Source organism: Streptococcus cristatus AS 1.3089, from assembly GCF_000385925.1.
Lineage (GTDB): Bacteria > Bacillota > Bacilli > Lactobacillales > Streptococcaceae > Streptococcus > Streptococcus cristatus_B.
Window position 1 is genome coordinate 974,516 of record NC_021175.1, and the last position, 13,007, is coordinate 987,522.

General features: G+C 41.1%; 13 protein-coding genes, 1 tRNA gene, 2 pseudogenes and 1 other annotated feature. Of the genes and pseudogenes, 2 read left to right on the top strand and 14 right to left on the bottom strand.

All coding sequences use genetic code 11. The features are described 5' to 3' along the window. Positions 1 to 120: 120 nt before the first annotated feature. The 4 genes from I872_RS04805 to gyrA form a co-directional block, all read right to left on the bottom strand. The gene (locus I872_RS04805; RefSeq protein WP_015605019.1) at positions 121 to 429 is read right to left on the bottom strand and encodes a hypothetical protein; all 309 of its coding nucleotides are present in this window, start codon (positions 427 to 429) and stop codon (positions 121 to 123) included. Between the two features lie 264 nt (positions 430 to 693). Beyond that, positions 694 to 1,116: a hypothetical protein gene (locus I872_RS04810; protein WP_015605020.1), complete on the bottom strand. Its 423-nt coding sequence runs from the start codon at positions 1,114 to 1,116 to the stop codon at positions 694 to 696. 170 nt (positions 1,117 to 1,286) lie between these two features. Next, on the bottom strand, positions 1,287 to 2,033 hold the full coding sequence (locus I872_RS04815; protein ID WP_041826803.1) for a class A sortase: 747 nt from the start codon (positions 2,031 to 2,033) through the stop codon (positions 1,287 to 1,289). 7 nt (positions 2,034 to 2,040) lie between these two features. Then, positions 2,041 to 4,491: a DNA gyrase subunit A gene (gene gyrA, locus I872_RS04820; protein WP_015605022.1), complete on the bottom strand. Its 2,451-nt coding sequence runs from the start codon at positions 4,489 to 4,491 to the stop codon at positions 2,041 to 2,043. Between the two features lie 206 nt (positions 4,492 to 4,697). Between gyrA and I872_RS04825 the strand changes: the two genes are divergently transcribed. Continuing rightward, on the top strand, positions 4,698 to 5,684 hold the full coding sequence (locus I872_RS04825; RefSeq protein WP_015605023.1) for an L-lactate dehydrogenase: 987 nt from the start codon (positions 4,698 to 4,700) through the stop codon (positions 5,682 to 5,684). 37 nt (positions 5,685 to 5,721) lie between these two features. Here I872_RS04825 and I872_RS04830 read toward each other — a convergent pair. The 4 genes and pseudogenes from I872_RS04830 to I872_RS04845 form a co-directional block, all read right to left on the bottom strand. Beyond that, positions 5,722 to 5,979: pseudogene (locus I872_RS04830) on the bottom strand (NUDIX hydrolase); the annotation flags it as partial. Positions 5,980 to 6,148: 169 nt separating this feature from the next. Then, positions 6,149 to 6,292 (bottom strand): annotated as a pseudogene (locus I872_RS04835) (NUDIX hydrolase); the annotation flags it as partial. Positions 6,293 to 6,349: 57 nt separating this feature from the next. Then, a tRNA-Arg gene (locus I872_RS04840) sits at positions 6,350 to 6,421 on the bottom strand. 272 nt (positions 6,422 to 6,693) lie between these two features. Further along, positions 6,694 to 8,658, bottom strand: coding sequence for a peptide ABC transporter substrate-binding protein (locus I872_RS04845; RefSeq protein ID WP_015605026.1), 1,965 nt, complete (start codon positions 8,656 to 8,658; stop codon positions 6,694 to 6,696). A gap of 269 nt (positions 8,659 to 8,927) precedes the next feature. Between I872_RS04845 and I872_RS04850 the strand changes: the two genes are divergently transcribed. Beyond that, complete coding sequence (locus I872_RS04850) at positions 8,928 to 9,182, top strand: metal-sensitive transcriptional regulator (protein ID WP_015605027.1); 255 nt, start codon at positions 8,928 to 8,930, stop codon at positions 9,180 to 9,182. A 200-nt stretch (positions 9,183 to 9,382) separates the two neighbouring features. Here the strand turns inward: I872_RS04850 and I872_RS04855 are convergent, their stop codons facing one another. The 6 genes from I872_RS04855 to rplU form a co-directional block, all read right to left on the bottom strand. Beyond that, positions 9,383 to 9,676 (bottom strand): rhodanese-like domain-containing protein, encoded by a 294-nt coding sequence (locus I872_RS04855; RefSeq protein ID WP_015605028.1) that lies wholly within the window; start codon positions 9,674 to 9,676, stop codon positions 9,383 to 9,385. Beyond that, positions 9,673 to 11,325 carry an FAD-dependent oxidoreductase gene (locus I872_RS04860; RefSeq protein ID WP_015605029.1) on the bottom strand — a complete coding sequence of 551 codons (1,653 nt, stop codon included), beginning with the start codon at positions 11,323 to 11,325 and terminating at the stop codon, positions 9,673 to 9,675. Before I872_RS04860 ends, I872_RS04855 begins: the two co-directional genes overlap by 4 nt. A 13-nt stretch (positions 11,326 to 11,338) precedes the next feature. Further along, positions 11,339 to 11,647 carry a rhodanese-like domain-containing protein gene (locus I872_RS04865; protein ID WP_015605030.1) on the bottom strand — a complete coding sequence of 103 codons (309 nt, stop codon included), beginning with the start codon at positions 11,645 to 11,647 and terminating at the stop codon, positions 11,339 to 11,341. Positions 11,648 to 11,777: 130 nt separating this feature from the next. After that, positions 11,778 to 12,071: a 50S ribosomal protein L27 gene (gene rpmA, locus I872_RS04870; RefSeq protein ID WP_003032879.1), complete on the bottom strand. Its 294-nt coding sequence runs from the start codon at positions 12,069 to 12,071 to the stop codon at positions 11,778 to 11,780. Between the two features lie 17 nt (positions 12,072 to 12,088). Beyond that, entirely contained in the window at positions 12,089 to 12,433 is a 345-nt protein-coding gene (locus tag I872_RS04875; RefSeq protein WP_015605031.1) for a ribosomal-processing cysteine protease Prp, read from the bottom strand. A gap of 15 nt (positions 12,434 to 12,448) precedes the next feature. Then, positions 12,449 to 12,763 (bottom strand): 50S ribosomal protein L21, encoded by a 315-nt coding sequence (gene rplU, locus I872_RS04880; protein WP_015605032.1) that lies wholly within the window; start codon positions 12,761 to 12,763, stop codon positions 12,449 to 12,451. A gap of 36 nt (positions 12,764 to 12,799) precedes the next feature. Beyond that, positions 12,800 to 12,889 (bottom strand) — a sequence feature (ribosomal protein L21 leader region). Positions 12,890 to 13,007: the final 118 nt, after the last annotated feature.

Below are 13,007 nucleotides of genomic sequence, written 5' to 3' on the forward strand. Positions count from 1 at the left end.
ATAAAGACTATCAAAAGTAACTTAGATATTTTCATAAATACTCCTTTCTTTATGCAGCGTCATCAATAACTTGAAATTGACGATTTCATACCTCAATTATATTATCTTTCTATAATCAATTTACTTTTCCTCATAATATATCACTTCAATCCCATCAAGACTGGTTAATTCCGTAGAATTTTTCTTTTTTATTAAATGAAAATCACTCGGATCATAATCAACAGAATATCTTTCACTATCATCGTTAAATATAATTGGTTTTATGTAACTATCATCATTGACAATAACACTTATTGAATCTGCTATCCCAAATCCTCCCCTGTGAAGTTTATCAAACTTAATCTTTTTCACATCTTCGTAATGATTCACCAAATACAAAGCTATTTTCTCTTCCTCTTTACGAAGTTCCTTTTTTTCTTCTTTTGTCATAGTAACTTTCTCTTTCTGTCCTGTTTTTTCTGCTGACTACAGGCACTGAGTGTTCCTAACCCTAGAAATACAATAAATACTATCAAAAGTAACTTAGATATTTTCATAAATACTCCTTTCCTTTATAAATCTCAAAATCTTCAACTATACTGCCTATAGCATATTTAATAAAAACAATCATATATCAAGCAAATTTGTTCGTCCTTTGGTTCAAGTTATACGCCTCTTTTGCTAATTTATTATGATTTTTATCTGAAATGGAGATCACCTTTCTATCTCCTCATAATATTTAATCTCAATATTTTTTAGATTATCTGATTGAGTTGGCGGATTCTTTTCATTCAGATGAAAGTTCTCAGGATTATAGCTAATAATATACTCGCCACTTGGATCTCCTAAAGTAATTGGTTTTATATAATTATTTGAATTTACCTTAACAGATATAGAATCACCCGTCCCAAAACCACCTTTATGAAAATTTACAAATTCTATTTTTTGAACATCTTGATAATGATTTACCAGGTACAAAGCAATTTGCTCTTCTTCTTTACGAAGTCGCTTTTTATCTTTTACTGTCATTATGAATTCAAACTTCTTTTCTGCAATTTTGGGCTGGCTACAGGCAGTGATACTTCCTAAACATATAAATGCTATAAAAAATATTAAAAGTGATTTATATATTTTCATGATAATTTCCTTTCCTGACTAAAATAGTACCATACTAAGATGAGTATAGCACAATCTAATAAAGAAGGCATATATTTTGAAAGCGTTCTAGTATCTGTTCGTATATCATTTTAGTTTCATCAATCAAAAAACGAAGTGACTCTTGTTACTTCGTTTTGACAATATTTGCATTATAGCTGCATTTGATTATAAGATCGACTAAAAGCATCTAAAATGTCTTTTGGTGCCTTGTCATAGTCAATCGTACTTTCCAAGGTTCCTTTAACAATAGTTCGACTAGTTGCTGCCGCATCCTCACATGTGACTAAAGTGATTTCAGCCACTCCCTCTGTGTCATTGATAACATCCACGCGCTCTGGTGCGACACTTTCTATACTAGAAATCGTATAAGTATAGATCTTTTCCTTATCCGTGATATAGATTTTCATCCCTATTTTGGCACGATCTAGTGGAGAAAAGAGCATGTCACTGGCTCCAGTAATTCCAAAGACGTGATGACTGGCTAAGGCGTAATTTCCTTGTCCCATCTGTTGATCTTCTTTCATGGTACCAGCACCATAGTAAAGTCCAACATTATCCAAGCCCTTGAAAATTGGCAGATTCATCGAAACATCAGGAATTGAAATACCACCGATAACTGGCAATTTTTGAGCCTGCCACTGAGCATTGATCACCGCTTCTGTCGAAAGAGATTGGACTTCGCTAAACTCAAAACTCGATTCGACTGCCTTATTTTGCTTGATTTCTTCCTTAGAGACCTTGCTAACCTGGTATTGATTCGTGTGCCAAACCATGATCATATTACGAATTGAGGAGTTGAAAATCAGAGCTAGGGCAACTAGAAATAAAAGGAAAACCGCACAGTTAATGATAAAATTTCTGAGCTTGAATTTTTTCTTAGATTTCTTCACATTCATTCTCCTCTTATTCTACTTCTTCCTCATCGTCTTTTGCGTCAGGCGCAACCGTTGTAAAGGTGACAATCTGGGCATTTTGATCCAGACGCATAACCTTCACTCCCATGGTTGAACGACCTGTCTGAGAAATATTGGCCACGCTTGTTCGGATAATGACACCTGTATTGGTGATAATCATCAAATCTTCTTCGCCAGTGACGGTCATCAGACCAGCGAGAGGTCCGTTCTTATCAGTGATATTGGCTGTTTTAATCCCTTTACCACCACGTCCCTTGGTTGGATATTCACTGGCAAGAGTTCGCTTACCGTAGCCTTTTTCAGTGATAACAAGCACTTCATCGCCCTCAGTAATCACACCTGCTCCAACGACCTGGTCGCCGTCCCTCAGATTGACCCCACGAACACCAGTCGCACTACGGCTCATGCTCCGAACAGCTGTCTCATTGAAACGGACCGAATAACCAAACCTAGTACCAATGATAACATCTGCAGCACCATCCGTCAGAAAGACGTTGATAAGCTCGTCTTCATCCTTCAAATTCAAGGCCTTGAGACCATTTTGACGGATATTAGCAAACTCTGTTACGCTGGTTCGTTTAACCACACCTAGACGGGTTGTAAAGAAGAGGTAGGAATGATCGCTACTGTCCTGCTGGACGTTAATAATGGTCTGAATGGTCTCTCCTTCATCCAGTTTCAAGAGATTGACCACTGGCAAGCCCTTGGCTGTACGGCCGTACTCAGGGATTTCATAGCCTTTGAGACGATAAACTCGGCCTTTATTGGTAAAGAAGAGCAGTCTATCGTGGGTACTCGTTGAAACCAGCTCTTTAACGAAGTCATCGTCTTTGACACCTGTTCCTTGAACACCGCGACCACCACGTTTCTGAGCAGTGAATTCTGCCTGATTTAGACGTTTGATATAGCCTTTATTAGACAAGGTAATCAAAACATCCGCTTCCTCAATCAAATCTTCATCTTCAAGAGAAAGAACTTCTCCCACCATCAGCTCAGTTCGGCGGTCATCAGCAAATTTACGTTTGACCTCATCTAGCTCTTCCTTGATAATTGCGACAACGCGCTCTGGCTTAGCCAAGATATCAGCCAAGTCCGCAATCAAAGCAATCAGTTCGTCGTATTCTGACTGAATCTTATCACGTTCCAAACCAGTCAGACGACGCAGACGCATGTCGAGGATAGCCTGACTCTGGCGCTCAGACAGCTCAAACTTAGCCATCAATTCAGCCTGGGCTTCTGCGTCCGTCTCACTATTACGGATAATGCGAATAACTTCATCAATGTGGTCCAGTGCAATCAGCAAACCAGCCAAAATGTGAGCTCGCGCTTCCGCCTTTTCTTTATCAAAGGCCGTCCGTCGAGTCACTACTTCTTTTTGGTGCTCAATGTAGGCCAACAAAATCTCACGTAGAGACAGAATCTTCGGCACACCATTTTGAATAGCCAGCATATTGAAGCTGAAATTGGTCTGCATCTGAGTCAGCTTGAATAGGTTATTTAAAATGACATGAGCAGAGGCGTCACGACGAACCTCAATGACAAAACGAACCCCTTCACGATTGGACTCATCACGAACGGCTGTGATACCGTCAATGCGTTTTTCCTGCACCAGACGAACAATATGCTCGTGAACCTTAGTCTTATTAACCATGTAAGGGAACTCGGTTACGACAATTCGCTCGCGGCCATTTTTCATCTCTTCGATTTCAGTACGAGAACGAAGAACAATCGAACCCTTCCCCGTTTCATAAGCCCGGTGAATACCAGACTTACCCATCACCAGTGCTCCTGTTGGAAAATCTGGGCCAGGCAGGACTTCCATGATGTCACGAGTCGTTGCTTCTGGATTGTCCATGACCAGCTTAACTGCATCAATAGACTCGCCTAGATTATGTGGAGGAATATTGGTCGCCATCCCAACAGCAATCCCTGTCGCTCCATTTACAAGCAAATTAGGAAAGCGGGCAGGAAGAACGACAGGCTCTCTCTCGCTGGCATCATAGTTGTCGATATAATCAACAGTATTTTTATTGATATCACGAAGCATCTCCAGAGCAATCTTGCTCATACGTGCTTCTGTATAACGCTGGGCAGCGGCCCCATCTCCGTCCATCGAACCGAAGTTTCCATGACCGTCTACCAGCATGTAACGATAGCTCCACCATTGAGCCATCCGCACCATCGCTTCATAAATAGAGGAGTCTCCATGCGGGTGATACTTACCCATGACATCCCCTGTGATACGAGCTGATTTCTTATGAGGCTTATCAGGCGTAACGCCCAGCTCATTCATGCCATAAAGAATCCGGCGATGAACCGGTTTAAGACCATCGCGAACATCTGGAAGCGCCCGAGCCACGATAACACTCATTGCGTAATCGATGAAACTGGTCTTCATTTCACTGGTCAAATTGACATTTACTAAGTTTCTATCTTGCATTAAAAAATGCCTCGTTTCAATATTAAATCACTATCTCATTATACCACATTTTAGCTATATTTTCAGTATTTAATGCCGAATATAAAAACGTTTACATATCCTTTAGGGGTCAAAATCCCACGGTTAGCCGTGACAAACTGTCTCAAAAGTGGTAGAATGTAGGTGTATGGGGAAAATCCCTAAAAATAATAAGGAGATGTTTAGAAATGACTGCTACTAAACAACATAAAAAAGTCATCCTTGTCGGTGACGGTGCCGTAGGTTCATCTTACGCATTTGCGCTCGTTAACCAAGGAATTGCACAAGAATTGGGTATCATCGAAATCCCTCAATTGTTTGACAAAGCTGTTGGTGATGCTGAAGACCTTAGCCACGCGCTTGCTTTCACTTCACCTAAGAAAATCTACGCAGCTAAATACGAAGACTGTGCGGACGCTGACCTCGTAGTCATCACTGCAGGTGCCCCTCAAAAACCAGGTGAAACACGTCTTGACCTTGTAGGTAAAAACCTTGCTATCAACAAATCAATCGTTGAACAAGTTGTTGCTTCAGGCTTTGATGGAATCTTCCTTGTGGCAGCTAACCCAGTTGACGTCTTGACTTACTCTACATGGAAATTCTCAGGTTTCCCTAAAGAACGCGTTATCGGTTCAGGTACATCACTTGACTCAGCTCGCTTCCGTCAAGCTTTGGCTGATAAAATCGGTGTTGATGCTCGTTCAGTCCATGCCTACATCATGGGTGAACACGGTGACTCTGAGTTTGCTGTATGGTCACACGCTAACGTTGCCGGTGTTAAATTGGAACAATGGTTGCAAGCAAACCGCGACTTGAACGAAGCTGACCTTGTAGATCTCTTCATCTCTGTTCGTGACGCTGCTTACTCAATCATCAACAAGAAAGGTGCAACTTACTACGGTATCGCTGTAGCTCTTGCTCGTATTACTAAAGCTATCCTTGACGATGAAAATGCAGTTCTTCCACTTTCTGTCTTCCAAGAAGGTCAATACGGTGTTGAAAATGTCTTTATCGGCCAACCAGCAATCGTTGGTGCACACGGTATCGTACGCCCAGTAAACATCCCATTGAACGATGCGGAAACTCAAAAGATGCAAGCATCTGCTAAAGAATTGCAAGCAATCATTGATGAAGCATGGAAAAATCCAGAATTCCAAGCAGCATCTAAAAACTAATCAGAAAAAACATCTCCTTGCTAAAAGGGGATGTTTTTTACATGGATTTATCATCAAAAATATCAATCATATATGGAACAATCAGCTCTCCCTCCATATCTTCCAAAGAAGAAATCCAGACAAAGTCCGTATGCTCTTCTGGATCTAATATAATATCACGCTGCTCTATAGTCCTCGCCCCATAAACCAAGCGTGTAAAAACAGCATTTTTACTTGAGTCAAATTGACTATCTTCATGAATAATCCTATCAAGCTGAATCTTTTGATTGACTTCCTCCATAGCTTCACGTAGAGAGTGGGACAGAAATCGGTAATTCGTTAGAATTCGATTTCGTCCGTCTCACCTCCGCACAGTTGAGTAGGGCTGTAAAAGCTGATGAAATCAGCCTAGTAGAGCCCACTCAACCACTGCGTCTTGATCGACAATCCAAAGACAATTGAGAGGCTAGGATTTTTGTCCCAGCCTCGTTTTCCTCTACACTTCCGCCTGGAATATTCCAGTAGCCCGAATAGACATTAGGAAGTCCACGCTTTATTTTAGAGCGTTTGATAAGCAAATACTGCCCATCCTTCTCAATCAAGGTATGAGTGATTAACTTTACTGCCATAGCAATTTCCTCCCTTAGATGACAAAAAAGGACTCTCACGAGTCCAAGCTTAAATCATCCACCCTGAGAGAATCGAACTCCCATCTCAAGAACCGGAATCTTACGTGATATCCATTACACTAAGGGTGGCAACTCATTTATTATAACTAATTTTTTACAAAAAAACAAGCCTAAATGGCTCCTTTTATGAAATTTCTAATCTAGGGCAAATCAAAAGAGAGTAGGACAGAAATCGGTGATTCGTTAGAATTCGATTTCGTCGTCCCACCTCCGCACAGTTGAGTAGGGCTGTAAAAGTTGATGAAATCAGCCTAGTAGAGCCCACTCAACCACTGCGTCTTGCTCGACAATCCAAAGACAATTGAGAGGCTAGGACTTTTGTCCCAGCCTCTTTCTATATTTTATTTCTTTTCGATATGATCTGCTAGTTCTTCTTGGGCTTTTTGGTTAGATTCCAATGTTTTTTCTTGCCATTTTTTCTTAGCTTCTTCATATTCTTTGGTCGTTACAATCTCGCTTCTGAGCTTGGTATATTTAAAGTTAAAGCCAGATCCCTTGATTCCAACCAGTGAGTAAGCACGACTGAAAGGTTTGGACTTACTTACAGAAGGACTACCGCCTCCTGAAATGGTCGGCATGATAATGCCGCTATCAAGCAACCAAGCTTGCGCATCCGCATATTTTTCATAGCGAACTTTCACATCTTTTGTTTCAGCATTTGCCTCTTCTAACATCTTGGTATAAGTATCCAAGCCCAGATCTTTCATCTTGTCCATATCTTGGCCTGGCTCAAAACCAAAGTTTTGCAAGCTAGCACCATTATTTACATTTAGAGTATCTAAGTAGGTAGATGGATCTTGATAGTCAGCTGACCAGCCGCCTGTGTAGAAGTCATAATCTTTTTGAGCTGCAGTATTGGCAAAATAGGTGACATTATTCAAATCATCTACACTAATCTTCTGCAAGTCAATAACTACATTTTCTGCACCCAAGGTTGATTCGATGGATTGTTTCACTGAGCTTGCCCATTGGATTCCCACCTTATCAGCCTGGTCCACAGGAAGGTCCAAATGAATTGGGAATTGAACTCCCTTAGCTTCCAAAGCTTCCTTAGCCTTGGCAAATTTTGCCTTGGCTTTGTCTGGGTTATAGTAGGCATCTTGAGCGTCAGTGAGATCAACGTTGGCCCATTCTGTGCCGTAATTTACTAGTTTAGAAGCAACAACTTGCCCAAATGTTTGATCGCCGATTTGAACAAATGTTGGTGGAACAAGCGTATTTCTTAACTGCTTGGTAGCTCCGTCTTCACCATTACTTTGTGCACCATAGGCAGTCCGATCAAGGGCAAAATTGACAGCCTGACGGAAGTCCTTATTTAGGACTGCTTCTTTTGTTGCATTCTTCTGATCATCACTTGTTTTGGAAGTGTGATTGTATGATTGACGATTGAAGTTGAAATTAAAATAATATGAGGTCGCATCCTGCGGGCTGTAAAGGATATTATCCGCATATTTTTTCTTAACTGTTGCAAATCCTGAAGTATTTGGATAGAGACGAGCACCGCTATAAGCACCATCGCTGAAGTTGCGAATTAAAGATTCTTGGTCTGACCCATCATAGTAGGTTAATTTGACATCTTCTAGACTGACCTTGTCTTTATCGTAATAATTTGGATTTTTAACGAATTCCATAGACGATTTAGAAGTCAAAGATTTCAAAAGGAAAGGACCGTTGTAAAGAATACTTGATGGATCAACAGAACCAAAATCTTTTCCTTTAGACTTCAAAAATTCTTCATTGACAGGGAACAAGATATTATTCGTAGTTTTAGAGTTCCAATAAGGCTCTGGGCGTGTCAGCGTGTATTGAACAGTATAATCATCTATTGCCTTCACCCCGACTTTTGAAAAGTCTTTTTCGTCGCCTTTGACATAGGCATCTAAGCCACTAATCGAGTCCTGAATCAGGTAAAGGGCTTCAGACTTTTGGTCAGCAACATATTTAAGTCCAGTCACAAAGTCTTGAGCTTTCACACTTGCAACTTCTTCGCCATCAACATTGAACCACTTAGCATCCTTACGAAGCTTATATGTGTAAGTCAGGCCGTCTTGGGAAACTGTCCATGATTCCGCAAGAGAAGGAACTAGATTTCCATATTCATCATTTTCCAAAAGACCATCTACAAGGTTTGTAATAACGTCTGATGTAGTTGCACGGTTAGTGGTCAGGTAGTTCAAGCTGTCTGGATCGCTGGCATAAACATAAGAATACGTTGATGTACTAGATGAGGATTTGCCACAAGCTGACAAGAACACGCCTGCACTAAGTACCACTCCAGTAGCTAAAAGCATTTTTGATACTTTCATAAATACACCTCCAAAAATCGAGAGAAGCCTAAGAATAAGAGAAGTAAAAATAAAGCCATTCCTTTATTTGATCCAATATTAATCTTAGTCCAATTTCTATGTTACATTTTATAACATAAACTATTATACCAAAATTATGATGAAAAGTAAATAGAAGAATCAGAGAGTCATTATGGAAAATTTCTGAAAACTGCCTCCAACCAATCCAATTGACAAATATACAGATTAAGCATATAATAAACTCAATGTAAACAAACGAGGAAATCACCGTGAATTCTAATTATATTACTCGCCTCAAGCGCTCTGAAGGTCAGTTGAGAGGCATTCAAAAAATGATTGAAGAGGACAGGGAATGTTCAGATATTCTCACACAGTTATTAGCCGTCCGCTCCAGCGTTGACCGTGTTATTGAGATGGTTATTACTGAGAATTTAACGGATTGCCTAGAAAATCCATCAGATGATCCGAAAAAACAAAGGGAAAGAATAGAGAAAGCTATTCATTTTCTGGTAAATCGAAAATAAGAAGAACAGGAAAAAAGAGGCTGGGACAAAAGTCCTAGCCTCTCAATTGTCTTTGGATTGTCGAGCAAGACGCAGTGGTTGAGCGGACTCTACTAGGCTGATTTCATCAGCTTTTACAGCCCTACTCAACTATGCGGAGGTGGGACGACGAAATCGAATTCTAACGAATTACCGATTTCTTTCCTACTCTCTTTTATCTTTTATTCAATCTCTCCAGACCAAGCATTCATGCCACCTGATACGTTGGTCACATCAAAGCCCTGCATGGCAAGAAATTGGCAAGCAGTCGCTGAACGCGCTCCTCCTTGGCAAATGACATAGTATTTGTAGTCAGGATCCAGCTTTTTATAGCCAGTTTCCAACTCACTGAGCGGAAGATTTCCAGCATTTGGGATATGACCCGCTTGAAATTCATGCCTTTCGCGCACATCTACGATGGCCAATTTTTCAGATTGATACTGCTTTTCTAAGTCAGCTGCTGATATAGTTTTCATTTTTCTACTCCTTCTGGTTTTACCATTTTGTACAAAGCATAAGCTCCGTCTAGATTTTTCACTGCAAATCCTGCTTGTTTTAAGATTCGCTCGGCAATATAGCTGCGCAAACCGCTGTGACAGCTTACGATATATTCTGCTTCTTTATCCAGCTCAGTCAAGCGTTCTCTGAGTTCATTTAGAGGAATATGGACTGTCTTGTCCTCCTTCAGGCGTCCTTGATTAAACTCATTAAGTGTCCGGACATCTAAAAAGACTTTCCCGCTTGCTAACTCGTCTTCCAGCTGGTGCCATTGGATATTTTCACTCAAGCCTTCTGCTAGATTCATCGCTGCATAGCCCAGCATATTGACTGGATCCTTGGCTGAACCAAAAGGTGGTGCATAGGTAAACTCCAGCTCTGGCAAATCAAAAATCGTCAGATTTCCTTTAATAGCCGTCGCCAGGATATCAATCCGCTTGTCAACGCCTTTTTTACCAACACCTTGAGCACCATAGATTTTTCCAGTTTTTGGCTCAAAGAGCAATTTCAAGGTCAAGTCAGTCGCACCTGGATAGTAGCCCGCATGATCCTTACCGCTGACATGAATCACTTGGTAAGGAAGCTGATTTCGCTGAAGGAAACGCTCGTTCAGACCTGTTAAAGCTGCTGTCATGTCAAAGACACGCACAATAGCCGTGCCAATGCTTCCCTTATTCTTCCGCTCCAAGCCAGCAATCACATCTGCTACCTGACGGCCTTGACGATTAGCAGGTGAGGCTAAGGCAATCAGAGCATCTTCACCAGTAATTTCCTGCTTGACAAGGATGGCGTCTCCGACTGCAAAAATATCTTTCTGGCTCGTCTCATAATGCTCATCAACTAAGATGCCCCCACGAAGACCTGTCTCAATGCCTGCTACCTTGGCCAAGCTATTTTCAGGTTGGACCCCGACAGAGAGAATAGTCACATCTGAAGCTAATTTTTGACCATCTTCCAAGACGATCACTTTGCCCTTTTCTTCGAAGCGATTAGCCGACTGGGAAGTGATGACTTTCACTCCCTTATCGGCTAATTCCGCTTGGACAAAAGCTGCCATTTCCTCATCCAGTGGAGGCAAGACATGCGGTGCCTTTTCTACGATTGTCACATTCAGGCCACGCTTACGCAGATTTTCAGCCGTTTCTAGGCCGATAAATCCAGCACCGATGACCACAGCCTCTTGTGGCTCTTCATCCAAGGCTAACATGATCTGATCCAAGTCTGGAACATTGCGTAAAGTGAAGACATTAGTTGCTTCTGAAAGTCCTTCAATCTCAGGAATAAAAGGCTTCGCCCCAGGTGAAAGAATCAGCTTGTCATACTGCTCTGTGAACTCTGAACCATCATGAGCCACCGTCACCGTGTGCTCTTCAGGCGAAATTTTCACCACCTCATGAAAAGGTCGCACATCCAAGTTAAAGCGTGCCTTGAGACTTTCAGGTGTTTGAACCAAGAGAGCTTCTCGCTCAGCAATTTCACCAGAAATATAATAAGGCAGGCCGCAGTTCGCAAAAGATACAAAAGGACCTTTTTCCAAAATTACAATTTCAGCATCTTCCACCAGCCGTCTTAAACGTGTTGCTGCAGACATACCGCCTGCAACTCCACCAACGATAATAATTTTCATTGTTTAACCCCTTCTACTTAATGGTTTTCCCTGTCCAAGCGCTCATACCACCGCAGACATTGACAACATCATAGCCCTTTTTCTTCAGCTTTTTCGCTGCCATCTTGCTCCGCACGCCTGAATGGCAAATAACGTAAATCGTCTCCTTTTTAGCTGGAGCAAATTGACCAATTTGGCTCAAAGGAACATTCTGGGCCTCTTTGATATGCCCTCTACGAAATTCGGATGGTGTCCGTACATCAATTAGTTGGATATTGGACTTCAATCGCTTCTCCAACTCATCCGTTGAAATACTATCTATCTTTGTAAAAAAATGAAACATATTTTTCTCCTTTATACCCCTATAGGGTATATTAAAACACTAAGAAGAGAAAATGTCAAGGAAACGATTTCAAATTTATCTCAAAAATAAAAATCCCAATCTTGAGACAGGGATTTTTATCAATAATGAATTATTTCGCAATTGGGTAAACTGATACTTGTTTTTTATCGCGACCTTTGCGTTCAAAGCGTACTACGCCTTCAACTTTCGCGAACAATGTATCATCTCCACCGCGGCCAACGTTAACACCTGGGTAGATGTGAGTACCGCGTTGACGGTAAAGGATAGATCCTCCAGTTACTGTTTGTCCGTCAGCTGCTTTAGCTCCAAGACGTTTTGCTTGTGAATCACGTCCGTTTGACGTTGAACCTCCACCTTTTTTGTGGGCGAAAAGTTGCAAGTTTGCAAGATTCATTTTTAACATAGTGTTTTTCCTCCGTGTTAGTTTTCTGTGATAACTTTGGTTTGGACGAACTCAGATGAGTCCTCCGATAAGTTTGCCATCCCCAAGAAGAATGATTCAAAGAAAAGTTGAGTCATTTCTCTCTGGTGCGGCGGAATATCCGTTGGTATTTCTACTCGTAAAAATCCGCCTTCTTCTTCGTTTAATTCTAAGATTGGTTCGTAGCCTGCAAATTTTTCAATTGAATTGATAAAATTTATGGCAAGCGTAGAAACCGATGCACACACGACATCAAAGCCGTATTCGCCACTTTCGGCGTGTCCAGTAATTTCCGCACTCCTCAGCTCGCCATCTTCGGCTTTCTCAAAGACCGCCTGTATCATGTGTTCTCCTATAAATTAAGCGTTGATTGCGTTAATGACAACTTTAGTGTAAGGTTGACGGTGACCTTGTTTGCGGTGGCTACCTTTTTTAGGTTTGTACTTGTAAGTAACAACTTTCTTTTGTTTTCCTTGTTTTTCAACAGTTCCAACTACAGTAGCTCCAGCAACAAGTGGAGTTCCGACAACAGTTTTATCACCACCAACAAGAACAACTTCGTTAAAAGTCACTTCTTGACCAGCTTCAACATCCAATTTTTCAACGTAGATAGCTTGACCAACTTCAACTTTAACTTGTTTTCCGCCAGTTTTAACGATTGCGTATGTGCTCATTATGCACCTCCTATGATTTTTTTGGGATTTCCCCGTATTTTTGTGAAGACTCGCCTAGCATCGTGGGACGAACCACTTAATACTCGCTAAATGTGAGCTACGATGTTCGAGCGGTTGCACAGGCTGTGCATAGTCAACATTCTTAGTATAGCACTTCTACTAACCTTTGGCAAGTGATTTTATTTAATGAAAACGGATTTTCAATTAAATATCCTCATACTTTACTTCCATTTATTTCAAATAT

Coding starts and splice junctions, on each gene's coding strand:
- I872_RS04805 (WP_015605019.1), bottom strand. CDS start 429: ATGACAAAAGAAGAAAAAAAGGAACTTCGTAAAGAGGAAGAGAAAATA.
- I872_RS04810 (WP_015605020.1), bottom strand. CDS start 1,116: ATGAAAATATATAAATCACTTTTAATATTTTTTATAGCATTTATATGT.
- I872_RS04815 (WP_041826803.1), bottom strand. CDS start 2,033: ATGAATGTGAAGAAATCTAAGAAAAAATTCAAGCTCAGAAATTTTATC.
- gyrA (WP_015605022.1), bottom strand. CDS start 4,491: ATGCAAGATAGAAACTTAGTAAATGTCAATTTGACCAGTGAAATGAAG.
- I872_RS04825 (WP_015605023.1), top strand. CDS start 4,698: ATGACTGCTACTAAACAACATAAAAAAGTCATCCTTGTCGGTGACGGT.
- I872_RS04845 (WP_015605026.1), bottom strand. CDS start 8,658: ATGAAAGTATCAAAAATGCTTTTAGCTACTGGAGTGGTACTTAGTGCA.
- I872_RS04855 (WP_015605028.1), bottom strand. CDS start 9,676: ATGAAAACTATATCAGCAGCTGACTTAGAAAAGCAGTATCAATCTGAA.
- I872_RS04860 (WP_015605029.1), bottom strand. CDS start 11,325: ATGAAAATTATTATCGTTGGTGGAGTTGCAGGCGGTATGTCTGCAGCA.
- I872_RS04865 (WP_015605030.1), bottom strand. CDS start 11,647: ATGTTTCATTTTTTTACAAAGATAGATAGTATTTCAACGGATGAGTTG.
- rpmA (WP_003032879.1), bottom strand. CDS start 12,071: ATGTTAAAAATGAATCTTGCAAACTTGCAACTTTTCGCCCACAAAAAA.
- I872_RS04875 (WP_015605031.1), bottom strand. CDS start 12,433: ATGATACAGGCGGTCTTTGAGAAAGCCGAAGATGGCGAGCTGAGGAGT.
- rplU (WP_015605032.1), bottom strand. CDS start 12,763: ATGAGCACATACGCAATCGTTAAAACTGGCGGAAAACAAGTTAAAGTT.